The organism is Pseudomonas sp. FG86 (genome assembly GCF_057808775.1).
In genome coordinates this window covers 1-24224 of record NZ_JBMDIS010000094.1, presented here as the reverse complement: position 1 = coordinate 24224, position 24224 = coordinate 1, and the positions used below count along the sequence as shown (strand labels likewise).

Genomic DNA, 24224 nt, shown 5'->3' with positions numbered 1-24224 from the left:
CGACATGGTCGGCCCAAAGGCCGCCACGGAAGCAAGCTCCCTCGCCACAGACCACCGATCAGCCCAGGAGTAAGCCCTATGCCCGCATTCAGAAAAATCCTGATCGCCAACCGCGGCGAAATCGCCTGCCGCATCCAACGCACGGCCCAGGCAATGGGCTACCGCACCGTCGCCGTCTACAGCGACGCCGACGCCCAGGCCCTGCACGTGCAGATGGCCGACGAAGCGGTGCACATCGGCCCCGCCCCGGTACAACAGTCCTACCTCAATATCCCGGCCATCCTCGCGGCCGCCGAAAAGACCGGCGCCGACGCCATCCACCCCGGCTACGGCTTCCTCTCGGAAAACCCCGACTTCGCCCGCGCGTGCCGAGACGCCGGCCTGATCTTCATCGGCCCCAGCGTCGAGGCCATCGAACTGATGGGCAGCAAGCGCCTGTCCAAACTCGCCATGCTGGAGGCTGGCGTGCCCTGTATCGCCGGCTACCAAGGCAGCGCCCAGGACGACGCCACCTTGCAGGCGCAAGCCCAGCGCATCGGCTACCCCCTGATGATCAAGGCCAGCGCCGGCGGTGGGGGGCGCGGCATGCGCCTGGTGCACGATCCCGCGTCCTTGCTGGACAACCTCCACACCGCACGTTCGGAAGCCCGCAATGCCTTTGGCAGCGACGAGTTGATCCTCGAGCAGGCGCTGATCGACCCGCGCCACGTCGAGATCCAACTGTTCGGCGACAGCCACGGCAACCTGGTCTACCTCGGCGAACGCGACTGCTCGATCCAGCGCCGCCATCAGAAAATCATTGAAGAAGCGCCGTGCCCGGTGATGACGCCCGAACTGCGCCAGGCCATGGGCGAAGCGGCGCTCAAGGCCGGGCGCGCAGTGAATTACGTGGGCGCCGGTACCGTGGAGTTCCTGCTCGACCGCAACGGCCGGTTCTACTTCCTGGAAATGAACACGCGCCTGCAAGTGGAACACCCGGTTACCGAACTGATCACCGGGCTCGACCTGGTGGACTGGCAACTGCAAGTCGCCGCCGGCCTGCCGCTGCCGCTGCTGCAATCGCAAGTGCCCCTCAGCGGCCACGCCATGGAAGTACGCCTGTATGCCGAAGACCCGGCCCAGGGCTTTTTGCCGCAGACCGGCGAGGTGCTGCGTTGGGAGCCAGCCCCCGGCATCCGGATCGATCATGGGCTGTGCACAGGCGAAAAGATCAGCCCGTTCTACGACCCGATGCTCGGCAAACTCATCGCCCATGGTGCCACCCGTGAAGAGGCACGGCGCAAACTGCTGCGGGCGGTGCAAGACACGGTGCTGCTCGGGGTTGCGAGCAATCAGCGGCTACTGGCCGACCTGCTCGGGCATCCGGGCTTTATCCAGGGCGACGTCAGCACCGGGTTTATCGCCAAGCACTTCAGCCCTATCCCGCCCGTGACCGCCAGCGCAGAACAGATCGCCCTGGCTGCCGCACTGTTCTACCAACGCAGCGCCGACGAGCATCGCCGGGACCTGGCAGGCTGGCGCAACAACGCCACTGTCCCCTGTACCTACCAACTGAGCGTCAACGATGCCGTTCACCACGTCACCCTCAGTGTGCTGGCCGATCACCGGCTGCACATCGATGGCATCGACATCCAGGACCTTCGCACCGACGGCCGCTGGGCCACCCTGGTGATCAACGGCATTCGCCGCCGCCTCGCCTACCACCTTGACGGCGCCCATGCCTGGTTGCCGGGTGTCAGCGTGGTTGACCGCACGCAGCAGGTCGCGAGCCGCCAGGCCCAGGCCAACAGCGGCACGCTCAAGGCACCGATGGACGGTGCCATCGTCGATGTGCGTGTCCAGGCCGGTGACTGCGTCAGCAAAGGCCAGCTGTTGCTGGTGCTCGAAGCGATGAAAATGGAGCACCCACTGAAAGCCGGCATGGATGGCGTGATCAAGGACGTGCAGGTGATCGCCGGAGACCAGGTGCGCAATCGCCAGGTGCTGCTGGAGATCGAATAAGCCCGGCCTCAATCAAAAACAGCGCGGAACTACGCGACCGGGCTACGCTCTATCCCCATCAGGAAGGGAAGAGTACGGGAACCTGCACCATGCATCATTGGCTGATTATTGACCTTGAGGCCACAACGGATGACGGCGGCTGGCCCGTGACGGAGATGGAAGTCATCGAGATCGGTGCGAGCCTGGTCAACCGACAGGGCCGCGAACTGGACCATTTCCAGCGCTTTGTGCGGCCGCTGCGGCGCCCCTTGCTGACGCCGTTCTGCCGCAAGCTGACCCATATCACCCAGGCGAACATCGACGGCGCCGCGCCCATCACCGAGGTGTGGCCGCTGTTCGAGCGCTGGCTGGGCCAGCATCAACCCCGCCTGGAGGGCTGGGCCAGTTGGGGTGACTACGATCGCCAGCAATTGGAACTGGAATGGCAGCGTCATGGCCTGAGCAGCGCCCTCGCCCACACGCCCCACGTCAACCTCAAGCAACGCTTCGCCAAGGCGCGGCGCCTGGACAAACCCCTGGGGCTCAATGGTGCCCTGCAATTGGCGGGGATGCAGTTCCATGGCCAGCAACACCGGGCGCTGGAAGATGCGCGCAACACCGCCCGCCTGCTGCCGCTGATTTTGCCGGTCTAGGCAGCTCCCCTGGCCTTGGGCATACTGGCCGACCTTTCCAGACCCTTTTCCGAGGATTCGCCCATGTTTAAAGTCAACGAGTACTTCGACGGCACCGTCAAGTCGATCGCTTTCGGCACCGCAGAAGGTCCGGCGACCATTGGTGTCATGGCCCCGGGTGAATACGAATTCGGCACCGCCCAGCGTGAAATCATGCACGTGGTGTCCGGCGCCCTGACCGTCAAGCTGCCCGACAGCAGCGACTGGGAAACCTTCGCCGCCGGCAGCCAGTTCAACGTACCGGCCAACAGCAAGTTCCAACTGAAAGTCGCCGTGGACACCGCTTACCTGTGCGAATACCGCGGCTAAGCGCTCCTGCCGCGTAAAAAAATGCCCGTCTCGCAGGAGACGGGCATTTTTTATGGGCGGGCGATCTATTCGAGGATAGTCACCGGCATGCCGACTTCCAGGCGACCGACGCCATCGTTGACCAGGTTCTGGCCGAACATCGCGCCGTTCTCCGTCTTGCGATAGGCCTCCAGCGTGACGAAGGGTTCGCGGTCGGCACTGCGCTCGCCGGTCCTGGGGTCAATGGTGGTGAGAATGCAACGCGAGCAAGGCTTGACCACGCGAAACTCCACGTCACCGATGCGCAGGCGTTTCCAGCCGTCCTCGGCGAAGGCATCGCCGCCTTCGATCACCAGGTTGGGACGAAAACGCAACATTTCCATGGGCCGCCCCACCCGCGCGGACAGGTCGTCCAGGGAGGCCTGGCCGATCAATAACAACGGGTAGCCATCGGCAAAGGCCACTTGGTCACCCTCCTGGCCATACCCCGCCTCGGTGTAACGGGCGCGCTCCAGCGGGATGTGCACCAGCCGGGTCGGCTTGCCGATAAAGTCACTGACCCAGGCGGCGGCCTGATCGCCGGCATCCGGTACGCGCAGGGTGTCACGCCAGATGGTCACGCCGCGCAACTCGGCATCACGGCCGGGCAGCGCGATTTCCAGCGGCGTGTGGCCGGGCGCGCTCAGGCTGAGGCCACCTGCGCTGTTCCACAGCGCCGACAGCTGGCTCATCTTCGCCACGGCCCGCTGGGTGAGGAACCGCCCACTGGCTTCGTCCACCAGCATCCAGCGTCGATCCCCAGCCAGCCCGAGTTTATCCAGGCCGATATGCTGAAGGGGTTCGGCCTTGCCGGACTTCAAGGGGTAACGGTACAGCGCGCTGAGACGAAGCATGGGCCTGCGTTCCTGAGGGGCAAAGACGTCACCCTAAGGTCAGGCGGACACTTCGTCCAGCATCAAGCGTTCGCGCACGACGTCCACCAGTTTGTCCGGCTGGAATTTGGAGAGGAAGTTGTCGCAGCCGACCTTCTTCACCATCGACTCGTTGAAGCTGCCTGACAGTGAAGTGTGCAGGACCACATACAGGCTCCGCAGGCGTGGGTCGTTGCGAATTTCGGTAGTGAGGCGGTAGCCATCCATCTCAGGCATTTCGGCGTCGGTGAAGATCATCAGCAGCTTGTCGGTCATCACCTGGCCGCTGTCGGCCCAGCCCTTGAGCATGTTCAGGGCCTTGAGCCCGTCGCTGGCGATGTGCATTTTCACCCCCAGTTGGCCGAGGGTGTCGCGCAGTTGCGACAGGGCCACATTGGAGTCGTCCACCAGCAGCACTTCACGGCCACGGGCGCGTTCCAGTACCGGATCATCGAGTTTCTCGCGGGAGACCTTGGCGTTGTACGGCACGATCTCGGCCAGGACTTTTTCCACGTCGATGATTTCCACCAACTGGTCATCCACCTTGCTGATGGCCGTGAGGTAATGCTGGCGACCGGCGCTGGTCGGCGGTGGCAGGATGGCTTCCCAGTTCATGTTGACGATGCGGTCGACGCCGCCCACCAGGAACGCCTGCACCGAGCGGTTGTACTCGGTGACAATGATGGTGCTGTTCGGGCCCGGCACCAGCGGGCGCATGCCGATGGCCTGGGACAGGTCGATAACGGGCAGGGTCTGGCCGCGCAGGTTGACCACCCCGCACACAAAAGGATGGCGCTGGGGCATCAGGGTCAGCTTGGGCAGTTGCAACACTTCCTGCACCTTGAACACGTTGATCGCGAACAACTGCCGACCCGCCAAGCGAAACATGAGGATCTCCAGGCGATTCTCACCCACCAGTTGCGTGCGTTGATCTACCGTGTCGAGAATGCCGGCCATTAAAAGCTCCTGATGCGCTAAGGGTTATGCAGTTGACTGAAGCAGGTCGCGATTAGCACCGACGATACGCGCCCCTTCTGGATCACGTGGCATCTTGAGTTCTTCACGAGCAAGCTCGCTCCTACGCTAGTTATCGGCGGCAAACGCCAGACCTTGACCCCGTTAAAATGCCACGTAAATCCATTGATGTCACACTGACATCATGCTTTACTGCGCTGGCCTCTCCATTCGGCAAGGCAGCGACATCGCGCGACATCCAAATCGGCGCGAGGTTCCGCTGCGTAAGGGATTCCCCTATGCACAATCAGGCCCAACCTGATATTCGCGATATCTAATAGCCATTAATGTGACGCCATTCTCATTGCATGAATGGAGTCAGGCTTTTGTTTGCCATCGCAAGTCCACGGCCTACTGGCCTTCCAGACATTCACGTCGCGGCAACCGAAGTTGTGCAAATGAACTCAACTGCGGGCCGCGTACTCGGCTGTCGCCCGTATTTAGATAACGGTCCTACTGAAATCTCAGAAGCGACCTACAGATTTCAGTCATCTTTCAGCGATAGTTTTACGCCATTCACTTGGTGCGACATCTCATCACCCGACCTTACGTTGTGGAGACTTGCATGATGAATAGCGCAAACGAATGGCAAACCACACTTCCCGAGTTCCTGCTTGAGGCCGAAACGCTGCTGACCAAGTCGGAAGAATGCCTGAGCCACCTGCATCTGATTCGCAACGACAGCGATGCCATCGACTGCATGACGGTCAGCCTGACCCAACTGGCCGAGAAGGCCGACAGCCTGGCCCTGCGGGCGATCAGCGAGTTCTCCCGGCACATCCAATACCTGATCGCCAATGCGGAAAACCCGCTGCAACTGCACGATCAAGCCCTGAAGGCCTTGCACGATTGCTTGACATTACTGGCATGGCAATTGGAGTTGATTGATACCAGGACCGGCGAACTGACACTGGATGAAAGTGAACAAACGACATTGATTGCCACGGTGACACTGCAAATCCCGCAAAAGGACTACAGCTATAAACCGCAGCAACGTTTGCATCACACCTCCTGAGTCCAGCCAGGTCGTTTTTAATACGAAAGTTATCTAAAAACGACAGACGCAACTCATCGGCCTTGATTGACCTGCAGGCGAAAAGATATCAATTAGCCACTAACTGCAATAACGATACAATCCAACTTAAACAATACAACCCTCCATTGTTTGGACACGGATACTTACCGGCCAGACCGTTTGCCTGAATTATGACTCAACGGTGTCAGGCGCCAGGCGACCAACGGTAAGAGTGGTGGTACTATGCCCCCGCTCGAAGTCACTCAACTTCATCATGTACAAAAACGATTCGGCCACGCATTCCAAACAGAGCCCCGTCAGCCGCCGTGACCGGTCTTATCGCAGCGAACCCTCATTGGCTCCATCCGTTATGTACGCCAGCCTCAAGTCACTCATCGCAAGGTCCGTGTCCCGCAGCCATGCACGGCGCCTGATCCTTGCCCTGTGCCTGTGCTCGTCGCTGCTCAGCCTGCGGGCCTATATTCGCGCCGACACCCTGCCGCTGGCGGTGCTGCTGTTCAACCTGGCCACGCTGGCGTTGGTGGGGTTGCGTCAATGGAGTTCGCGCAAATCCATCAAGTTCCAGCCTCAGGAACTGGCCGAACGCCTGCTGCAAGTGCAGGAAAACGAGCGCCACCGCCTCAGCCGCGACCTGCATGACGATATCGGCCAATTGCTCACGGCTGCCAAGCTGCAAAGCGAATGGCTCAAGCGTCGCCTGCCGGACGACCTGCAAGGCCAATGCGCGGTGCTGTGCAACACCCTGAATGAAACCCTGGCCAAGGTGCGCGACGTCTCCGCGATTCTCAACCCGCGCCAGTTGACCAGCCTGGGCCTGGAAGCCAGCCTGCGGGCACACTTGCTCAAGACCCTGGAAAACACTCAGGTGCACTGGAGCCTGGAATGCCATCAACGCCTGACCGGCATTCCGGAAGAAATGGCCGTGGCGGCGTTTCGTATCACCCAGGAAGCCGTGACCAACATGCTGCGCCACGCCCAGGCCCGCAACCTGCTGGTACGCTTGCAACGCCTGCCCGAAGGGTTATCGCTGTTTATCAGTGATGACGGCCAGGGTTTCTCGCCCGCCAGTAACCCCGGCCTGGAAGGCCAACGGGGCATGGCGGGTATGTCCGAGCGGATTGATCAACTGGGGGGCACCTTGTCCGTCAGCAGCCAGCCTGGCAAAGGGACCCGGATCGACGCGCTTTTCCCCTGGGCGCCCCGCGCCCTCGAACGGGCCAGTTCCCCTAAGGTTCTCGAGTGATCTGCAATTTACTCCTGGTGGATGACCACGCACTGATCAGGGCAGGCGTACGCGCGCTGATCCTGGATATACCCGGCTATGCGGTGGTCGGCGAGGCCAGCGACGGTGCACAGGTGCTGGCGGCGTTCAGCGCCTTGCAGCCCGATATCGTGCTGCTGGACCTGTCGATGAAACACACCGGCGGCCTGGACGCGTTGCAACAGTTAAAAGCTGCCTACCCGGCGAGCAAGGTGCTGATCCTGTCGATGCACACCGACCCGGAGCTGATCATGCGCGCGCTGGAGTCCGGCGCCCATGGCTACCTGCTCAAGGACACCACCGCCAACGAACTGGAGCACGCCCTGCTGGCCCTGCGCAACAATGAGCGCTACCTGAGCCCGGCGATCGCCCATACGGTGATCAACCAGGCGCTGGTGCGCAACCAGGGCCCGGTTTCCTCCGTCGCCCAGAACCACAACCTCACCGCGCGACAGCTGGAAATCCTGCGCCTGATCGTGCGCGGCAAGTCCACCCGCGAAATCGCCCACGGCCTCGGCCTGAGCATCAAGACCGTGGAGGCGCACCGCTCACAGATCATGAAGCGCCTGCAGATTTTCGATGTGGCGGGCCTGGTGTTATTTGCCGTGCGCGAGCAGATCATCAGCCTGGACGACTAGGGGCGAGCCCAGCGGCAAGTGCACGCGCAACGCCTTGGGCAGCGCGCAAAAGCGCAAATCGTCGCCCTTCAGCGGTTCGCCATCGAGATTGATGTACAACCCCTCGGCCTGTTTGATCTGAACCCACGGCAGGCGCGCGCGCACGAACATGGTGTCCAGGCCCCAGCCATTGTTCATCAGCTCACGCAAGGTGCCGACCACTTCCTGGGGCGCCGGCAGGATGCTGACGTCGAGCAACCCGTCATCAGCCAACGCTTCAGGGCATAACACATGCCCGCCGCCCGCCTGGCGCCCGTTGCCGATACCCAGCGCGAGCAGTTCGCCCTTCCAATGGAAACCCGGGCCTTCCAGCTCGCCATACGCCGCCTTCAATTCGCTGAAGCGCGACAGGCCGGTGAACAGGTAGGCGGCGCCACCGAGGATTTTTTTCAGGTCTTCGGAGGTGTTCGCGGTGACCTGGCTGCCAAAACCGCCGGTGGCCATGTTCAAGAACATTTGCCCACCGACCTGGCCGAGGTCGATCGCCCTGGCCGGTACATCCAGCAGCGCCAGGGCCTGCGCAGGCTCCAGCGGCACGCCGGCGGCCTTGGCAAAGTCATTGGCGGTGCCCAGCGGCATCAGCACCAGGCTGGCGTCGGTCCTGGCCAGGGCCATGGCTTCGGCCACGTCGCGCAAGGTGCCGTCGCCGCCGCCAGCGATGATGTGGGTATAGCCGTCGGCCAGGGCTTCCTTGACCAGGCGCAGGGCGTCGCCGCCCTCCCACGTGACCCGCACGGCCAGCTCCCCGCCCTGCTCACGCCGGCTCATTACAGCGGCGCGCACGTCCTCGTTGAGGGCTTGCTTGCCGTGGAGGATCAACAGGGCCTTGGGGGTGGTCATGGGGGGAAATCTCCGCGTTCAAAGGGCTTGAAGGATGTTGACCTTTGGGGAGGAGAAAAAAGTCATTGGGATTGGAAATTAATTGACCGAGTGGATTGGCGAGTACGCTCAGCTCCTGTGCAACTTACTCATCAACTGCGCCTCAGCCTGGGTCAACCCACACGACTGCGTCAGTTCATCCACCGTAGCCCCCATGCCCACCAGCTTCGCGGCCTGGGCAAAGGAAAGACTCGACGGATCACGCTGCTCGATCTGCGCCAGCTTGTCCGGCAGGGGAGCAAGGATCGCGCGCAGTTCATGCACTTCGTCTCCGACCCGTACCGCACTCTGCTGGAAGTGATCAACGCGCTTGACCAGCTCCAGCACGCGCCGATCACGCACGGCATCGCGCTCGGCCTGTTGCATGGCCGATTCGCGTTGCTGGCGCAGGTGGCGCAGCAGGAATGCCAACGTCCCGGCCCACAACAGGGCCAGGACAATCACCGCTGCTTCAAGGAACAATCAGATGCTCTCCAGTTCCGACCACTCTTCTTCGCTCATCATTTTGTCCAGCTCAACCAGAATCAACAATTCGTTGTTCTTGTTGCATACGCCTTGAATGAACTTGGCCGACTCTTCGTTACCGACGTTCGGCGCTGTTTCCACTTCCGACTGGCGCAGGTAGACCACTTCGGCGACGCTGTCGACCATGATCCCGACCACTTGCTTGTCGGCTTCGATGATGACGATACGCGTGTTGTCGCTGACTTCGACAGTATCCAGGCCGAAACGCTGGCGCGTGTCGATGACCGTCACCACATTGCCGCGCAGGTTGATGATGCCCAGCACGTAGCTCGGTGCACCCGGTACCGGGGCGATCTCGGTGTAGCGCAGCACTTCCTGCACGCGCATCACGTTAATGCCGTAGGTTTCGTTGTCCAGTTTGAAGGTCACCCATTGCAGGATCGGATCATCCGAACCTTGTGCGGACGCGGACGCTGACTTATTCATACCCCTACCCCTTCAAATGCCGTTAGTTTCGGCGTGTGTGCTTCGTGGGCCGCACAACCGTGCGGTCCTTGTTGTTCAATCAACTGCGTGTGTGGCCTGGCATCGATTTGACGGCACCGCTGGCGATCAACTCGGCCAGTTCAGCGACATCAAGCAACGCGCACATATGTTCGATCACGGTGCCCGCCAACCAGGGGCGCTGGCCCCGGTGGCTGCGCCATTTGATTTCATTCGGGTCCAGGCGCAACGAGCGGCTGACTTGATGCACCGCCAGCCCCCACTCATAGCCTTGCACCGAAATCACGTATTGCAAGCCCTGGCGGAAATCATCGCGGTAGCGATCGGGCATCACCCAGCGCGCGGTGTCCAGCACCTTGAGGTTGCCGGCCTGGCTGGGCAGGATGCCGAGGAACCACTCCGGTTGCCCGAACAGTGGCGTCAGCTCCTGGCCTTCCAGGGAATAAATCGAGCCCAGGCACACCAGCGGTACCGCCAGGGTCAAGCCGGCCACGTCGAACAACAGGCATTCGAACGGCTCGGCAGCCCACGACGGGCGATCATCACCACTGACCGGCGGCGGTGTGATACTCGGTGGCAAGTGGACTTCGACCACCGGTTCGACCACCACGGGCGCCACCACCACGGGGGCGCTCGGCATCACCGGCGCGGCGACGGGCACCGCCCGCGCATCCCGCGCCTGCTCTTCCAGCACGGCCAGTTGAAACTCATCCAGCGTGCTTTGCGGCGGTTCCTGCACGGCCGGTTCCAGCACCAGGATCGGTTCCGGCAGTTCTTCGGCGGTGGCTTCCTGCAGCAAGGCATCCAGGTAGGATTCCAGTGCCAGTTGCGGCCGGGTCTTGAGTTCGACGGGACGGTTCATCACGCCACCTGCGGCACAAGCTGTTGGGACAGCAGGTGCTTGAGCAATGCGCGGTAAGCCAGCACGCCACGGCTCTTGGGGTCGAATTGCGACGGTGCCAGGCCCGCGCGGCTGGCGTCACGCAGGCGCGTGTCCACCGGGATATAGCCATTCCAGATGGTCTCCGGGTAGGCGTCGCGCAGCACGCGCAAAGTGCCAAGGGAGGCTTGGGTACGTCGGTCGAACAAGGTCGGTACGATGCTGTACGGCAGCGCCTGTTTGCGCGAACGGTTGATCATCGCCAGGGTGCTGACCATGCGCTCCAGGCCTTTGACCGCCAGGTGCTCGGTCTGTACCGGGATCACCAGTTGCTGGCTGGCCGCCAAGGCGTTGACCATCAGCACCCCCAGCAACGGCGGGCTGTCGATGATCGCGTAGTCGAAGTCCTGCCACAGTTGCGCCAGGGTCTTGGCGATCACCAGGCCCAAGCCGCTCTGCCCCGGCGACTGGCGCTCCAGGGTGGCCAGGGCGGTACTGGACGGCAGCAGGGAAATGCTTTCGTTACTGGTAGGCAACAGCAATTGGCCAGGCAAATCGCTCGGCACACTGCCCTTGTGCAGGAACAAGTCGTAGTTGCTGTGTTCCAGGGCATCCGGGTCGTAACCGAAATAGCTGGTCATCGAGCCATGGGGGTCGAGGTCGACCACGACCACACGCTTGCCCGCCTCAGCCAGCAAGCCGGCTAAAGCGATGGAGGTGGTGGTCTTGCCGACTCCACCTTTTTGATTGGCAACTGCCCAGACTCTCATTCGGTTGGTTCCTCCCGGTGGGCGTAGACGCGACCGAGACATTGCATAAAGTTATTGAGCCGGTGACGGAGAATTGACGGAGCTTTGACGCACCGGCGGTTTTGCAAGGGCTGGTGCAGTTTGTGTGCCAGCCCGCTTCAAGGCCGCGTCCGGTGTTGCATTGGCGGTGCCGGTACCGGTCAGGCTGCGGCGTACATCCAGGTTACGTGACACCACCAGCACCACGCGGCGGTTACGCGCGCGGCCTTCCACCGTGGCATTGTTGGCCACCGGCTGGAACTCGCCATAGCCCACCGACGCCAGCCGCCCGGGGTTCACACCCTGCATGGCCAGCATGCGTACGATGCTGGCGGCACGGGCCGAGGACAGCTCCCAGTTGGTCGGGTATTGCGCGGTGCTGATCGGGATATTGTCGGTAAAGCCTTCGACATGGATCGGGTTTTCAAACGGCTTGAGGATCGCCGCCACCTTGTCGATGATCGTAAACGCCTGGTCGCTCGGCATCGCATCGGCGCTGGCGAACAGCAGGCTGGAATTGAGTTCGATCTCCACCCACAACTCATTGCCGCGCACGGTCATCTGGTTGGAACTGATCAGGTCGCCAAATGCGGCGCTGATGTCGTCGGCGATGCTTTTCAGCGGGTCGCTGGTGCCACCCACGCCAGCCGCGGTTTCATCGCTGTCGTTGACCAGCGGCTTGGCCGGGGTCACGGTCTTGGGCCGCTCCTCACCGATGGGGATAGGTTTGAGCGAGCGGTCGGCGTCGTTGAATACGCCGATCAACGCCTGTGAAATCACTTTGTACTTGCCTTCGTTGATCGACGAGATGGAATACATCACCACGAAAAACGCGAACAGCAAGGTGATGAAGTCCGCGTAGGACACCAGCCAGCGTTCGTGGTTGACATGTTCTTCAGGCTCGCGACGGCGACGGCTCACAGACGATTACCTCCGCACAACGAATCACCTGTAGGAGCAAGCTTGCTCGCGAAAAATCCGAGAGCCACGCGTTCATCCAGGATGCCCGCGTTATCGTTGACCCTTTTCGCGAGCACGCTCGCTCCTACACCTTTCATGTACATCAATCCATGAAGCCCTGGAGCTTCAATTCGATGGAGCGCGGGTTCTCGCCCTCGGCAATCGAGAGGATGCCTTCGAGCAGCATCTCGCGGTAACGGGACTGGCGCATGGCGATCGACTTGAGCTTGCTGGCCACCGGCAACAGCACCAGGTTGGCACTCGCCACACCGTAGATGGTGGCGACGAACGCCACGGCAATGCCGCTGCCCAGTTGCGAAGGGTCGGCGAGGTTGCCCATCACGTGGATCAGGCCCATTACCGCACCGATGATGCCGATGGTCGGCGCGTAGCCGCCCATGCTTTCAAAGACTTTGGCCGCGTTGATATCGCGGCTTTCCTGGGTGTAGAAGTCCACTTCCAGGATGCTGCGGATTGCTTCCGGCTCGGCGCCGTCCACCAGCAATTGCAGGCCCTTGCGCGCGTAGCTGTCAGGCTCGGCATCGGCCACGCCTTCCAGGCCCAGCAGGCCTTCCTTGCGAGCGGTGAGGCTCCAGTTGACCACCCGATCGATGCCACCCGGAAGGTCGACGCGTGGCGGAAAAATAATCCATATCAGGATCTGCATGGCGCGCTTGAATGAGCTCAAGGGCGACTGCAGCAACGCGGCGCCCACGGTACCGCCAATCACGATCAAGGCCGCCGGGCCGTTGGCCAATGCGCCGAGGTGACCGCCTTCGAGGTAGTTGCCGCCGATGATCGCGACAAACGCCATGGTGATACCGATCAGGCTCAAGACATCCATCAGAGGCAAGCCTCCACCAGATACTTGCCGATGTCGTCGAGGCTGTAGACCGCGTCGGCCAGGTCCGCCTTGACGATGGCCATGGGCATGCCATAGATCACGCAGCTGGCTTCATCCTGGGCCCAGATCGCACTGCCACCCTGCTTGAGCAACCGCGCGCCTTCACGGCCGTCGGCGCCCATGCCGGTGAGGACCACCGCCAGAACTTTGTCGCCGTAGGACTTGGCCGCCGAACCAAAGGTGATATCCACGCACGGCTTGTAGTTGAGGCGTTCATCGCCCGGCAGGATTTTGATCGCGCCACGGCCATCGACCATCATCTGCTTGCCACCCGGCGCCAGCAGCGCCAGGCCAGGGCGCAGGATGTCGCCATCCTCGGCTTCCTTGACGCTGATACGGCAGAGCTTGTCCAGGCGTTCAGCGAACGCTTTGGTGAAGGCCGCAGGCATGTGCTGGATCAACACGATCGGCGCCGGGAAGTTGGCCGGCAACTGGGTCAATACCCGTTGCAGCGCCACCGGGCCGCCGGTGGACGTGCCAATGGCCACCAACTTGTAAGCCTTGCGCTTGGGCGCTGGCGAATAGGCGCTGGGCGCCGACGCACGGGCCGGGGCCACGGCTGGCCGGGCAACAGGCGCCGGGGCCGGACGACCGAACGCGGTGCTGGTGGGCGCTGCCGGGGGCGCGACCGGTGCTGCGGGTGCCGGTGCAGGCGCACTGAACAGGCTGCGACGGTTGCTGCGGGAAATGCTGTGCACCTTCTCGCACAGCATCTGCTTGACCTTCTCGGGGTTGCGCGAGATGTCTTCGAAGTTCTTCGGCAGGAAGTCCACCGCGCCAGCATCCAGCGCATCCAGGGTGACCCGGGCGCCTTCGTGCGTCAGCGAGGAGAACATCAATACCGGGGTCGGGCAGCGCTGCATGATGTGCCGGACTGCCGTGATGCCATCCATCATCGGCATTTCGTAGTCCATGGTGATCACGTCCGGCTTCAACGCTATGGCCTGATCAATCGCCTCTTTGCCGTTGGTGGCCGTACCGACCACCTGGATGGTTGGATCGGCGGAAAGAATTTCCGAGACGCGGCGGCGGAAGAAACCCGAATCGTCCACCACCAGGACCTTGACTACCATAAACACTCCGTTAGGCGGGACGGGCAATACCGCCCTGCCCCACCAGAATCAAATACGCCGTGCGGCGTAACGCTTGAGCATGCTCGGAACATCGAGAATCAGCGCGATCCGACCGTCACCGGTGATGGTCGCGCCCGACATGCCCGGGGTTCCCTGCAGCATTTTGCCCAAAGGCTTGATGACCACTTCTTCCTGGCCCACCAGTTGATCGACCACAAAGCCGATACGCTGGGTGCCCACCGAAAGGATCACCACGTGGCCTTCGCGCTGCTCTTCATGGGCAGCCGATGCCACCAGCCAGCGCTTGAGGTAGAACAATGGCAGCGCCTTGTCGCGCACGATCACCACTTCCTGGCCATCCACCACGTTGGTGCGTGACAGGTCGAGGTGGAAGATCTCGTTGACGTTGACCAGTGGGAAGGCGAAGGCCTGGTTGCCCAGCATCACCATCAGGGTCGGCATGATCGCCAGGGTCAACGGCACCTTGATGACGATTTTCGAGCCCTGGCCCTTGGTCGAGTAGATATTGATCGAGCCGTTGAGCTGGCTGATCTTGGTCTTCACCACGTCCATGCCCACGCCACGGCCCGACACGTCGGAAATCTCGGTCTTGGTCGAGAAGCCTGGAGCGAAGATCAGGTTGTAGCACTCGGTGTCGGTCAGGCGGTCGGCGGCGTCCTTGTCCATCACGCCACGCTTGACCGCGATATTGCGCAGGATCGCCGGGTCCATGCCCTTGCCGTCATCGGTAATCGACAACAGGATATGGTCGCCCTCCTGCTCCGCCGCCAGGATCACCTTGCCGTTGCGGGACTTGCCCGAGGCTTCGCGTTCTTCCGGGGTTTCCACGCCGTGGTCGACGGCGTTGCGCACCAAGTGGACCAACGGGTCGGCCAGGGCCTCGACGAGGTTCTTGTCGAGGTCGGTTTCTTCACCCACCAGTTCCAGGTTGATTTCTTTCTTGAGCTGGCGAGCCAGGTCGCGAACCAGGCGTGGGAAGCGGCCGAAGACTTTCTTGATCGGCTGCATCCGCGTCTTCATCACGGCGGTCTGCAAGTCAGCCGTGACCACGTCGAGGTTCGACACAGCCTTTTGCATGGCTTCGTCGCCGCTGTTCAGGCCCAGGCGCACCAGACGGTTACGCACCAGCACCAGTTCGCCGACCATGTTCATGATGTCGTCCAGTCGTGCGGTATCGACCCGTACGGTGGTTTCGGCTTCACTGGCAGGCTTGTCGGCCACGGCAGCGGCAGGCGCACGCGCGGCGGCCGCGGCGGCTGGCGCTGGGGCTGGCGCCGGTTTGGCGGCAGCAGGCGCGGCGGCCTTGGCCGGTGCCGGTTTCGCGGCCACGGGGGTGGCAGTCGCCGCAGCAGCCGGGGCCACTTCGGTGAACTTGCCCTTTCCGTGCAATTCGTCGAGCAGGGCTTCGAATTCGTGATCGGAGATCAAGCCGTCGTCAGCAGGGGCCGCAGCGGCGCCCGGTGCAGCTGGCGTCGGCGCCGCGCCAGTGGCCGCGACTTCCGGCAAGGCATCGGCGGCAAAGGTGCCCTTGCCATGCAACTGGTCGAGCAACGCTTCGAATTCGTCATCGGTGATATCGGTACTGGCCGTTGCCGCCGGCGTTTCCGGGGCAGCCGCAGTGGCCACGGCATCAGCCGCGAACTGGCCTTTGCCATGCAACTGGTCGAGCAGGGATTCGAACTCTGCGTCGGTGATGTCTTCGCTGGTCGGCTCGGCAGGCGCAGCGGCCGCGGGTGCGGGTGCGGGTACGGCCGACGGTGCTTCAGCCTCGGCCTTGACCGCATTGAGAGAGTCGAGCAACTGCTCGAACTCGCTGTCGGTGACATCCGCTTCGGCTTCGACCACCGGCTCTGGCGCCGCTTCCACCACCGGCGCGGCCGAGGTGTCGGCAGGTTCTGCCAGGCGCGCCAGGGCGGCCAGCAGTTCCGGGGTGGCGGCGGTGATCGGGGCACGTTCGCGCACTTCGCTGAACATGCCGTTGACCGCATCCAACGCTTCGAGGATTACATCCATTAACTCCGAGTCAACGTGACGCTCACCCTTGCGCAGGATGTCGAACACGTTTTCGGCGATGTGGCAGCACTCCACCAGCTCATGGAGCTGGAGGAAGCCGGCGCCCCCTTTTACAGTATGAAAACCGCGAAAAATTGCATTGAGCAGGTTCGCATCATCCGGGCGGCTTTCCAGCTCGACCAGTTGTTCGGACAATTGCTCTAAAATTTCGCCGGCCTCTACAAGGAAATCCTGAAGGATTTCTTCATCGGCGCCGAAGCTCATGGGTGTGCTCCTTAGAAGCCTAAACTGGATAACAGGTCATCTACGTCATCCTGACCTGACACAACGTCTTCACGTTTATCGGCATGAATCTGCGGACCTTCACCCTTGGCGAGATGTTTTTGTGGATCTTTTTCAGAGAGGATCGCTTCGCGGTCATGTTCGATGCCGGCGAAACGGTCGACCTGGCCGGCCATGAGTACCAATTTGAGCAGGTTGCTTTCCACTTCGGTGACCAACTGGGTCACACGCTTGATCACCTGACCGGTCAGGTCCTGGTAATCCTGGGCGAGCAGAATGTCATTGAGGTTGCTGGAAACCGTACGGTTTTCCTGCTCGCTGCGTGACAGGAACCCTTCGACCCGACGGGCCAGCTCACGAAACTCTTCTGCGCCGACTTCACGGCGCATGAAGCGACCCCAGTCAACGCTCAGCGCCTGGGCTTCCGTGGCCATGCCGTTGACCAGGGGCGTGGCGTTTTCCACCAGGTCCATGGTGCGGTTGGCCGCTGCCTCAGTCAGCCTGACCACATAGGACAGGCGTTCGGTGGCGTCGGTGATCTGCGAAATCTCTTCGGCTTGAGGCATGTGCGGGTCAATCTGGAAATTGACGATCGCACTGTGAAGCTCGCGTGTGAGCTTGCCCACCTCCTGGTACAGGCCGCGGTCACGGGTCTGGTTGAGCTGATGGATTAACTGCACCGCATCGCCGAACTGGCCTTTTTCAAGGCTGTCGACCAGCTGGTGAGCATGTTTTTTCAGGGTCGACTCAAAGTCGGCCTGCGATGATTCTTTTTGCTCCATAGCTCCCCCGTGGCAGCATTAGCCGTGGATGCGTTCGAAGATTTTTTCGATCTTCTCTTTCAAGGCCTGCGCAGTGAATGGTTTGACCACATAGCCGTTAACCCCGGCTTGGGCGGCTTCGATGATCTGTTCACGCTTGGCTTCGGCGGTCACCATCAGCACGGGAAGACTGCGCAGTTTTTCGTCGGCACGCACGTGGCGCAACAAGTCGATACCCGTCATGCCCGGCATGTTCCAATCGGTTACCAGAAAGTCGATGCTCCCGCTGTTGAGGATCGGAATCGCCGTAAGGCCGTCATCCGCCTCGACCGTGTTTGTGAACCCAAGGTCACGCAACAGGTTTTTTATGATCCGCCGCATCGTTGAGAAGTCATCAACGATGAGGATTTTCATGTTCTTGTCCAATTCGACCTCCAAGCAGTCTTAAACGCGCCCAGCACCTGGACGCGCCATTTCAATCAACAGGCGTTACACAAAAAGGACTGCCCAGGGCACCACGGTTAGCCCCCGCGGCGGCCAAGGCCCTCGCGGTTGCGTCTGCAGTGTCCCCACACTGCCTGTCAGCGCGCGCGCCACTCTCCCAATCGCCCCCGCAAGCGGGCCGCGCACTGGCTGTGCAGCTGGCTGACACGCGATTCGCTGACCCCCAGGACCTCACCGATTTCCTTGAGGTTCAGCTCTTCGTCGTAGTACAGCGCCAACACCAGTCGCTCACGCTCCGGCAAATTGGCAATTGCGTCGGCCAATGCGCCCTGGAAGCGTTCATCCTCCAGGTCACGCGACGGCTCCATATGCGTACTCGCGCCGTCCTCGTGCAACCCTTCGTGTTCGCCGTCCTGCAACAGGTCGTCGAAACTGAACAGGCGGCTGCCCAAGGTATCGTTCAAAATCCCGTAATAATCGTCGAGACTCAATTGGAGTTCGGCCGCAACTTCATGATCTTTAGCGTCGCGACCGGTTTTTGCTTCAATTGACCGAATTGCGTCACTGACCATGCGCGTATTGCGGTGTACCGAACGCGGCGCCCAATCGCCTTTGCGCACCTCATCGAGCATCGCGCCACGGATACGGATACCCGCATACGTCTCGAAACTCGCGCCCTTGCTCGCGTCGTATTTGGTCGACACTTCGAGAAGGCCGATCATGCCGGCCTGGATCAGGTCTTCGACCTGGACACTGGCGGGGAGGCGTGCCAGCAAGTGATAGGCGATGCGTTTGACCAAAGGCGCGTAACGCTCGATCAACTCACCCTGACTGTCACGGGCGGACTTCTTGTAGGCGTTGTAGCCGGTCGCTGTCATAGCACGGGTCCTGCGCTCGTCTGATGCACCAATCGCTCGACGAAAAACTCCAGATGCCCCCGAGGGTTAGCGGGCAACGGCCAAGTATCGACCTTCTGAGCAATAGCCTTGAACGCCAAGGCGCATTTCGAACGAGGGAACGCTTCGTAGACTGCACGCTGCTTTTGCACAGCCTTGCGCACACACTCGTCATAGGGAACTGCGCCGACGTATTGTAGGGCGACATCGAGAAAGCGATCCGTGACCTTGGTCAACTTGGCGAACAGGTTGCGGCCTTCCTGCGGGCTTTGGGCCATGTTGGCCAGCACGCGGAAGCGGTTCATGCCGTAGTCGCGGTTAAGCAGTTTGATCAGGGCATAGGCGTCGGTGATCGAGGTGGGTTCATCGCAGACCACCAGCAACACTTCCTGCGCGGCGCGCACGAAGCTGACCACCGACTCGCCGATCCCGGCGGCGGTGTCGATCACCAGCACGTCGAGGTTGTCGCCGATATCGCTGAACGCCTGGATCAGACCGGCATGCTGCGCCGGGCTCAGGTGCACCATGCTCTGGGTGCCCGAGGCGGCCGGTACGATACGGATCCCACCGGGGCCCTGGAGCAGCACATCACGCAGCTCACAGCGGCCCTCGATCACATCGGCGAGGGTGTGTTTGGGCGTCAGTCCCAGCAGAACGTCGACATTCGCCAGCCCCAGGTCAGCATCCAGCAGCATGACGCGACGGCCAAGCTCTGCCAGCGCCAGGGACAAATTCACTGACACGTTAGTTTTCCCGACGCCACCTTTGCCGCCGGTCACCGCGATCACCTGTACGGGATGCATGCTGCCCATTTTATTTCTTTACCTTGTCTTGCTTAGACGCAGGCTACATGGCTTGGCCGCGTGAATCGCTTGCAGACCATCGATGTAGATACATTTCACGGTGTTCATACTGACTCAACCCACCCGTTTTGCCGGGTTGTGGTAGAGGTCAGCGAACATGTCGGCCATCGCTTCCTCGCTAGGCTCTTCTTGCATTTGCACGCTGACGGCACGGCTGACCAACTGATGACGGCGCGGCAGATGCAGGTCATCCGGGATCCGCGGCCCGTCGGTCAGGTAGGCGACCGGTAGTTCATGACTGATGGCCAGGCTCAACACCTCGCCCAGGCTCGCCGTTTCATCAAGCTTAGTCAGGATGCAGCCGGCCAGCCCGCAGCGCTTGTAGCTATGGTACGCAGCGGTAAGAACTTGTTTTTGGCTGGTGGTTGCAAGCACCAGGTAATTTTTAGACTTGATGCCACGCCCGGCCAGGCTTTCCAGTTGCAGGCGCAAGGCCGGGTCGCTGGCTTGCAGCCCCGCGGTGTCGATCAGCACCACGCGTTTACGCAGCAACGGGTCGAGCGCGTTGGCCAGCGACTGGCCTGGGTCGACGTGGGTCACCGACACATTGAGGATGCGACCCAGGGTCTTGAGTTGCTCCTGGGCGCCGATACGGTAGCTGTCCATGCTCACCAGCGCGATATTCGAAGCGCCGTATTTGAGCACATAACGGGCCGCCAGCTTGGCCAGGGTGGTGGTCTTGCCCATGCCGGCAGGGCCGACCATGGCGATCACACCGCCCTCTTCCAGGGGTTCGATTTCCGGGGTGGCGATCATCCGCGCCAGGTGGGCCAGCAACATGCGCCAGGCCTGGCGAGGTTCTTCGATTTCGGTGGTCAGCGCCAACAGGTCGCGGGACAACGGGCCAGACAGGCCGATGCGTTGCAGGCGACGCCAGAGGTTAGCCTGGTGCGGTTTGCTGCCTTGCAACTGGGTCCAGGCCAGCGAGCCCAACTGCACTTCCAGCAATTCACGCAGGCCGTTGAGTTCAAAGCGCATCGAATCGAACACGCGCTGGTCGACTGCGGCAGCCGGCGCGGGCGCTGCAGGACGTGGCGGTTCTTTGAACGTAGGTTCGACCAGCGGCTCGGCAGCGGTCAGCGGCAAGCCGGCGAACAACTGGCGATTGGTGGTGGCATCGCTGTCACCCCGCATGCTCAGCTCAGCCTGGGCCGACACAATGCGCGAGGCGGTCTTGCGCAGCTCGTCTTCGAGTTCCATGTTCGGCACGCGCGGGGCCAGCGCCGAAGGGGTGTAGTCCAGGGCAGCCGTCAGCTCGACACCGCCAGCAATACGGCGGTTACCGATAATCGCAGCGTCGGCGCCCAGCTCATCACGGACCAGTTTCATGGCCTGACGCATATCGGCGGCGAAAAAACGCTTTACTTGCATAACCCACTACCTCAGCCGTTGGGCCCAACTGTCGCGACGATGGTCACTTGCTTATTGTCAGGAATTTCCTGGTAAGCCAATACGTGCAAATTCGGTACTGCCAGGCGTCCAAACCGCGACAACATCGCTCGGACCGGGCCTGCTACCAACAGAATCACCGGCTGGCCCTGCATTTCCTGGCGCTGCGCCGCGTCGATCAACGAACGCTGCAGCTTTTCAGCCATGCTCGGCTCCAGCAGGACACCCTCTTCCTGGCCAAGTCCGGCCTTCTGAATACTATTGAGCAATATTTGTTCCAACCTTGGTTCCAAGGTGATCACAGGCAGCTCGGAGTCAAGCCCCACAATGCTTTGCACGATTGCGCGGGACAATCCGACACGCACCGCAGCCACCAGCGCGGCAGTATCTTGACTCTTGGCGGCATTGTTGGCGATAGCCTCGGCGATGCTGCGAATATCGCGTACCGGCACCTGTTCGGCGAGCAACGCCTGCAGCACTTTGAGCAGCTGCGACAGCGACAGCACGCCCGGCACCAGCTCTTCGGCCAGTTTTGGCGAGGCTTTGCTGAGCAACCCCATCAATTGCTGGACTTCTTCGTGGCCGATCAGCTCGTGTGAGTGCTTGTACAGAATCTGGTTGAGGTGGGTGGCGACCACGGTGCTGGCGTCCACCACGGTGTAACCCAGCGACTGCGCCTGGCTGCGCTGGCTGATTTCGATCCACACCGCTTCCAGGCCAAAAGCCGGATCTTTGGCGGTAATGCCGTTGAGCGTGCCGAACACCTGGCCGGGGTTGATCGCCAGTTCGCGGTCGGGGTAGATCTCGGCTTCCGCGAGGATCACGCCCATCAGGGTCAGGCGGTAGGCGCTGGGGGCCAGGTCGAGGTTGTCACGGATGTGTACGGTGGGCATCAGGAAGCCCAGGTCCTGGGACAGCTTCTTGCGCACCCCCTTGATCCGCGCGAGCAATTGCCCACCCTGGTTGCGGTCGACCAGCGGAATCAGGCGGTAGCCGACTTCCAGGCCGATCATGTCGATCGGGGTCACGTCGTCCCAGCCCAATTCCTTGGTTTCCTGGGCACGGGCCGGGGATGGCAGCAGTTCCTGCTGGCGCGCGATCTCTTGCTGGGCCTTCACCTTGATCGTGTTCTGTTTTTTCCAGAACAGGTAGGCGCCACCCGCAGCCATGGCCGCCATGCTGAGGAACGACACATGGGGCATGCCGGGCACGAGCCCCATGATCGCCATGATGCCCGCCGCCACGGCCAGCGCCTTGGGCGAGGCAAACATCTGCCGGCTGATCTGCTTGCCCATGTCTTCGGAGCCCGACGCACGGGTCACCATGATCGCCGCAGCTGTAGATAACAACAGTGATGGCAATTGCGCCACTAAACCGTCACCGATGGTCAGCAAGGCATACACCTTGCCGGCATCGCCGAAGGTCATGCCGTGCTGGAAGATCCCGACCGCCATGCCGCCGATCAGGTTGATGAACAGAATCAACAGGCCCGCGATGGCGTCACCGCGTACAAACTTACTGGCGCCGTCCATGGAGCCATAGAACTCGGCCTCCTGGGCCACTTCCAGGCGGCGCGACTTGGCCTGGTTCTGATCGATCAGGCCAGCGTTGAGGTCGGCGTCAATGGCCATTTGCTTGCCGGGCATGGCGTCGAGGGTAAAGCGCGCGCTCACCTCGGAAATCCGCCCGGCCCCCTTGGTCACCACCACGAAGTTGATGATCATCAGGATCGCGAACACCACGATACCGACCACGTAGTTACCGCCGATCACCACCTCACCGAAGGCCTGGATCACCTTGCCTGCGGCAGCGTGGCCGTCCTGGCCGTGGAGCATCACCACCCGCGTGGAGGCCACGTTCAGCGCCAGCCGCAGCAGGGTCGCAATCAGCAGGATCGTCGGGAACACCGCGAAATCCAGCGGCCGCAGGGCATACACGCAGACCAACAGGACGACGACGGACAAAGCGATGTTGAAGGTGAAGAACACATCGAGCAGGAACGGCGGCATCGGCAACATCATCATTGCCAGCATCACCAGCAACAACAACGGCACACCCAGGTTGCCCCGTGACAAATCAGTCAGGGTGCCACGGGCCGTGCTGAGCATTTGAGAGCGATCTACCACCGGTATTCCCCGTATCCCTTAAAGCAAACTTTTGACGCCAGTTGGCGACTTGAAGGCGGTATTGCAAGAACCCTTCCAACTTTGCTTTTGAGGGTATGGATCGCTACAGGCGCCCGAGTTCTACCGGATATACACCGTTCAAATGTGGGAGGGGGCTTTGCCCCCGATTGCAGTGTGTCAGGCCAAGAACAGGTGACTGATGCGCCGCTATCGGGGGCAAGCCCCCTCCCACCTATCGGAGGTGCATCCATCCGTTGCCACCTGGGATATGCCGGGGTCATTGAATTGGGCGGGGCAAAACGCGAAGGTGCGCTGGGCGTTGCTCAGTTGATCGGGCTGGCAAAGCTGCTGGCTGGCAGAGTGCTGGAGGACAGCGAGCACTTGATGGCCTGATGGCTGATCGTTCCTGCAGCAACCTGCAGGAACGATCATCAAGCTCTTAGGACACGGACGTTGGCAGCCTGCGAGCCCTTTGGGCCTTGAGTGATGTCGAACTCGACTTTTTGATTCTCCTCAAGGCTTTTGTAACCATCAGTCTGAATTGCCGAAAAGTGGACAAAAAGATCCGCACTGCCGTCGTCGGGAGTGATGAAGCCAAACCCCTTCTCCCCGTTAAACCACTTCACAATACCTGTAGCCATAGCCGTTCTCCGAACACTTCAATTAAGGACCTGCACAGGTGTCGTCAGATCAGTTTTACGTCATAGGCATAGATGCCATCCGGTCGATGGATCATCAGGAACGAGACTTTCTGACCCTTCGAAAGCCTGTGTCCACCCGAGCCGCGCCGATCTACTGACACGTCGTCCCCGCCTTCATCCGGCGCAATAGAGCCCTTGCCGGTCCGCTGGTTATAAGCTTTGACTCTGCCTGTAAATGGCTTCATCACTTCACATCCTGCATCTTGTTGCGCAGTGCCTGAGGCAATAGAAACGCGATAAGGCGATGGTGGCTACTGTCAAAGTTGACAGGTTGAGGGGTGTTTGCGATGAGCGGTCATAGGGGAAGGAGAGCACATTTGTGGCGAGCGGGCTTGCCCCGCGTCGGGCTGCGAAGCGGCCCCAAAAACAGACACTGAGTTGTGCCTGAAGGACTGCAGTGTTCCTGCCGGGGCTGC

The 24224-nt window shown here is 61.4% G+C and carries 25 protein-coding genes; 6 read left to right on the top strand and 19 right to left on the bottom strand.

The window, feature by feature from the left end:
* The first annotated feature begins 78 nt into the window (after positions 1–78).
* The 3 genes from ACODSV_RS31370 to ppnP all read left to right on the top strand — a co-directional run bounded on the left by ACODSV_RS31370 (position 79) and on the right by ppnP (position 2981).
* On the top strand, positions 79–2001 hold the full coding sequence (locus ACODSV_RS31370) for an acetyl/propionyl/methylcrotonyl-CoA carboxylase subunit alpha (RefSeq protein ID WP_454843248.1): 1923 nt from the start codon (positions 79–81) through the stop codon (positions 1999–2001).
* Between the two features lie 89 nt (positions 2002–2090).
* Positions 2091–2633, top strand: a complete 543-nt coding sequence (locus ACODSV_RS31365; protein WP_024076677.1) for a 3'-5' exonuclease — start codon at positions 2091–2093, stop codon at positions 2631–2633.
* Between the two features lie 63 nt (positions 2634–2696).
* A complete protein-coding gene (gene ppnP, locus ACODSV_RS31360) occupies positions 2697–2981 on the top strand; it encodes a pyrimidine/purine nucleoside phosphorylase (RefSeq protein ID WP_003226701.1) in 285 nt (94 codons plus the stop codon).
* A 65-nt stretch (positions 2982–3046) separates the two neighbouring features.
* On the opposite strand, the gene ACODSV_RS31355 is transcribed toward ppnP, so the two are convergent.
* Positions 3047–3853 carry an MOSC domain-containing protein gene (locus tag ACODSV_RS31355; RefSeq protein ID WP_024076678.1) on the bottom strand — a complete coding sequence of 269 codons (807 nt, stop codon included), beginning with the start codon at positions 3851–3853 and terminating at the stop codon, positions 3047–3049.
* Between the two features lie 39 nt (positions 3854–3892).
* Positions 3893–4828, bottom strand: a complete 936-nt coding sequence (locus ACODSV_RS31350) for a chemotaxis protein CheV (RefSeq protein ID WP_024076679.1) — start codon at positions 4826–4828, stop codon at positions 3893–3895.
* A gap of 622 nt (positions 4829–5450) precedes the next feature.
* Between ACODSV_RS31350 and ACODSV_RS31345 the strand changes: the two genes are divergently transcribed.
* The 3 genes from ACODSV_RS31345 (at position 5451) to ACODSV_RS31335 (ending at position 7820) form a co-directional block, all read left to right on the top strand.
* A complete protein-coding gene (locus tag ACODSV_RS31345; RefSeq protein WP_024076680.1) occupies positions 5451–5900 on the top strand; it encodes a hypothetical protein in 450 nt (149 codons plus the stop codon).
* Positions 5901–6270: 370 nt separating this feature from the next.
* Positions 6271–7164 (top strand): sensor histidine kinase, encoded by an 894-nt coding sequence (locus ACODSV_RS31340; RefSeq protein ID WP_150054458.1) that lies wholly within the window; start codon positions 6271–6273, stop codon positions 7162–7164.
* Positions 7161–7820, top strand: coding sequence for a response regulator transcription factor (locus ACODSV_RS31335; protein ID WP_150054455.1), 660 nt, complete (start codon positions 7161–7163; stop codon positions 7818–7820). Before ACODSV_RS31340 ends, ACODSV_RS31335 begins: the two co-directional genes overlap by 4 nt.
* Here the strand turns inward: ACODSV_RS31335 and yegS are convergent.
* The 17 genes from yegS to ACODSV_RS31250 form a co-directional block, all read right to left on the bottom strand.
* Positions 7779–8699 carry a lipid kinase YegS gene (gene yegS, locus ACODSV_RS31330; protein ID WP_150054454.1) on the bottom strand — a complete coding sequence of 307 codons (921 nt, stop codon included), beginning with the start codon at positions 8697–8699 and terminating at the stop codon, positions 7779–7781. The two genes, ACODSV_RS31335 and yegS, sit on opposite strands and share 42 nt — an antisense overlap.
* Positions 8700–8807: 108 nt before the next feature.
* The gene (locus ACODSV_RS31325; protein ID WP_024076684.1) at positions 8808–9200 is read right to left on the bottom strand and encodes a DUF2802 domain-containing protein; all 393 of its coding nucleotides are present in this window, start codon (positions 9198–9200) and stop codon (positions 8808–8810) included.
* Positions 9201–9689, bottom strand: a complete 489-nt coding sequence (locus tag ACODSV_RS31320) for a chemotaxis protein CheW (RefSeq protein WP_024076685.1) — start codon at positions 9687–9689, stop codon at positions 9201–9203.
* 79 nt (positions 9690–9768) lie between these two features.
* A complete protein-coding gene (locus ACODSV_RS31315; RefSeq protein WP_024076686.1) occupies positions 9769–10569 on the bottom strand; it encodes a CheW domain-containing protein in 801 nt (266 codons plus the stop codon).
* The gene (locus ACODSV_RS31310) at positions 10569–11357 is read right to left on the bottom strand and encodes a ParA family protein (RefSeq protein ID WP_024076687.1); all 789 of its coding nucleotides are present in this window, start codon (positions 11355–11357) and stop codon (positions 10569–10571) included. The genes ACODSV_RS31315 and ACODSV_RS31310 overlap by 1 nt, the downstream gene beginning before the upstream one ends.
* 51 nt (positions 11358–11408) lie before the next feature.
* A complete protein-coding gene (motD, locus tag ACODSV_RS31305) occupies positions 11409–12296 on the bottom strand; it encodes a flagellar motor protein MotD (protein ID WP_069076742.1) in 888 nt (295 codons plus the stop codon).
* 142 nt (positions 12297–12438) lie between these two features.
* Complete coding sequence (locus ACODSV_RS31300) at positions 12439–13179, bottom strand: flagellar motor protein (protein WP_024076690.1); 741 nt, start codon at positions 13177–13179, stop codon at positions 12439–12441.
* A complete protein-coding gene (locus ACODSV_RS31295; RefSeq protein WP_024076691.1) occupies positions 13179–14312 on the bottom strand; it encodes a protein-glutamate methylesterase/protein-glutamine glutaminase in 1134 nt (377 codons plus the stop codon). Before ACODSV_RS31295 ends, ACODSV_RS31300 begins: the two co-directional genes overlap by 1 nt.
* Before the next feature lie 48 nt (positions 14313–14360).
* Positions 14361–16610, bottom strand: coding sequence for a chemotaxis protein CheA (locus ACODSV_RS31290; protein ID WP_150095372.1), 2250 nt, complete (start codon positions 16608–16610; stop codon positions 14361–14363).
* 11 nt (positions 16611–16621) lie between these two features.
* Entirely contained in the window at positions 16622–17410 is a 789-nt protein-coding gene (locus ACODSV_RS31285) for a protein phosphatase CheZ (RefSeq protein ID WP_024076693.1), read from the bottom strand.
* An 18-nt stretch (positions 17411–17428) separates the two neighbouring features.
* Positions 17429–17803, bottom strand: a complete 375-nt coding sequence (locus tag ACODSV_RS31280; RefSeq protein ID WP_160385018.1) for a chemotaxis response regulator CheY — start codon at positions 17801–17803, stop codon at positions 17429–17431.
* 167 nt (positions 17804–17970) lie between these two features.
* On the bottom strand, positions 17971–18711 hold the full coding sequence (fliA, locus tag ACODSV_RS31275) for an RNA polymerase sigma factor FliA (protein ID WP_024076694.1): 741 nt from the start codon (positions 18709–18711) through the stop codon (positions 17971–17973).
* Positions 18708–19541, bottom strand: a complete 834-nt coding sequence (fleN, locus tag ACODSV_RS31270; RefSeq protein WP_003192912.1) for a flagellar synthesis regulator FleN — start codon at positions 19539–19541, stop codon at positions 18708–18710. Before fleN ends, fliA begins: the two co-directional genes overlap by 4 nt.
* A 105-nt stretch (positions 19542–19646) precedes the next feature.
* Positions 19647–20963, bottom strand: a complete 1317-nt coding sequence (gene flhF, locus ACODSV_RS31265) for a flagellar biosynthesis GTPase FlhF (RefSeq protein ID WP_024076695.1) — start codon at positions 20961–20963, stop codon at positions 19647–19649.
* Between the two features lie 11 nt (positions 20964–20974).
* Positions 20975–23089 (bottom strand): flagellar biosynthesis protein FlhA, encoded by a 2115-nt coding sequence (gene flhA, locus ACODSV_RS31260; protein WP_041160990.1) that lies wholly within the window; start codon positions 23087–23089, stop codon positions 20975–20977.
* 449 nt (positions 23090–23538) lie between these two features.
* Positions 23539–23748: a transcription antiterminator/RNA stability regulator CspE gene (gene cspE, locus ACODSV_RS31255; protein ID WP_454843243.1), complete on the bottom strand. Its 210-nt coding sequence runs from the start codon at positions 23746–23748 to the stop codon at positions 23539–23541.
* A gap of 44 nt (positions 23749–23792) precedes the next feature.
* Positions 23793–23993: a cold-shock protein gene (locus ACODSV_RS31250; protein ID WP_454843242.1), complete on the bottom strand. Its 201-nt coding sequence runs from the start codon at positions 23991–23993 to the stop codon at positions 23793–23795.
* Positions 23994–24224: the final 231 nt, after the last annotated feature.

Coding starts and splice junctions, on each gene's coding strand:
- ACODSV_RS31370 (WP_454843248.1), top strand. CDS start 79: ATGCCCGCATTCAGAAAAATCCTGATCGCCAACCGCGGCGAAATCGCC.
- ACODSV_RS31250 (WP_454843242.1), bottom strand. CDS start 23,993: ATGAAGCCATTTACAGGCAGAGTCAAAGCTTATAACCAGCGGACCGGC.
- ACODSV_RS31300 (WP_024076690.1), bottom strand. CDS start 13,179: ATGGATGTCTTGAGCCTGATCGGTATCACCATGGCGTTTGTCGCGATC.
- ACODSV_RS31290 (WP_150095372.1), bottom strand. CDS start 16,610: ATGAGCTTCGGCGCCGATGAAGAAATCCTTCAGGATTTCCTTGTAGAG.
- ppnP (WP_003226701.1), top strand. CDS start 2,697: ATGTTTAAAGTCAACGAGTACTTCGACGGCACCGTCAAGTCGATCGCT.
- ACODSV_RS31280 (WP_160385018.1), bottom strand. CDS start 17,803: ATGAAAATCCTCATCGTTGATGACTTCTCAACGATGCGGCGGATCATA.
- yegS (WP_150054454.1), bottom strand. CDS start 8,699: ATGACCACCCCCAAGGCCCTGTTGATCCTCCACGGCAAGCAAGCCCTC.
- flhF (WP_024076695.1), bottom strand. CDS start 20,963: ATGCAAGTAAAGCGTTTTTTCGCCGCCGATATGCGTCAGGCCATGAAA.
- ACODSV_RS31315 (WP_024076686.1), bottom strand. CDS start 10,569: ATGAACCGTCCCGTCGAACTCAAGACCCGGCCGCAACTGGCACTGGAA.
- ACODSV_RS31310 (WP_024076687.1), bottom strand. CDS start 11,357: ATGAGAGTCTGGGCAGTTGCCAATCAAAAAGGTGGAGTCGGCAAGACC.
- ACODSV_RS31285 (WP_024076693.1), bottom strand. CDS start 17,410: ATGGAGCAAAAAGAATCATCGCAGGCCGACTTTGAGTCGACCCTGAAA.
- cspE (WP_454843243.1), bottom strand. CDS start 23,748: ATGGCTACAGGTATTGTGAAGTGGTTTAACGGGGAGAAGGGGTTTGGC.
- ACODSV_RS31320 (WP_024076685.1), bottom strand. CDS start 9,689: ATGAATAAGTCAGCGTCCGCGTCCGCACAAGGTTCGGATGATCCGATC.
- ACODSV_RS31340 (WP_150054458.1), top strand. CDS start 6,271: ATGTACGCCAGCCTCAAGTCACTCATCGCAAGGTCCGTGTCCCGCAGC.
- fliA (WP_024076694.1), bottom strand. CDS start 18,711: ATGACAGCGACCGGCTACAACGCCTACAAGAAGTCCGCCCGTGACAGT.
- fleN (WP_003192912.1), bottom strand. CDS start 19,541: ATGGGCAGCATGCATCCCGTACAGGTGATCGCGGTGACCGGCGGCAAA.
- ACODSV_RS31355 (WP_024076678.1), bottom strand. CDS start 3,853: ATGCTTCGTCTCAGCGCGCTGTACCGTTACCCCTTGAAGTCCGGCAAG.
- ACODSV_RS31365 (WP_024076677.1), top strand. CDS start 2,091: ATGCATCATTGGCTGATTATTGACCTTGAGGCCACAACGGATGACGGC.
- ACODSV_RS31345 (WP_024076680.1), top strand. CDS start 5,451: ATGATGAATAGCGCAAACGAATGGCAAACCACACTTCCCGAGTTCCTG.
- ACODSV_RS31295 (WP_024076691.1), bottom strand. CDS start 14,312: ATGGTAGTCAAGGTCCTGGTGGTGGACGATTCGGGTTTCTTCCGCCGC.
- flhA (WP_041160990.1), bottom strand. CDS start 23,089: ATGCTCAGCACGGCCCGTGGCACCCTGACTGATTTGTCACGGGGCAAC.
- ACODSV_RS31350 (WP_024076679.1), bottom strand. CDS start 4,828: ATGGCCGGCATTCTCGACACGGTAGATCAACGCACGCAACTGGTGGGT.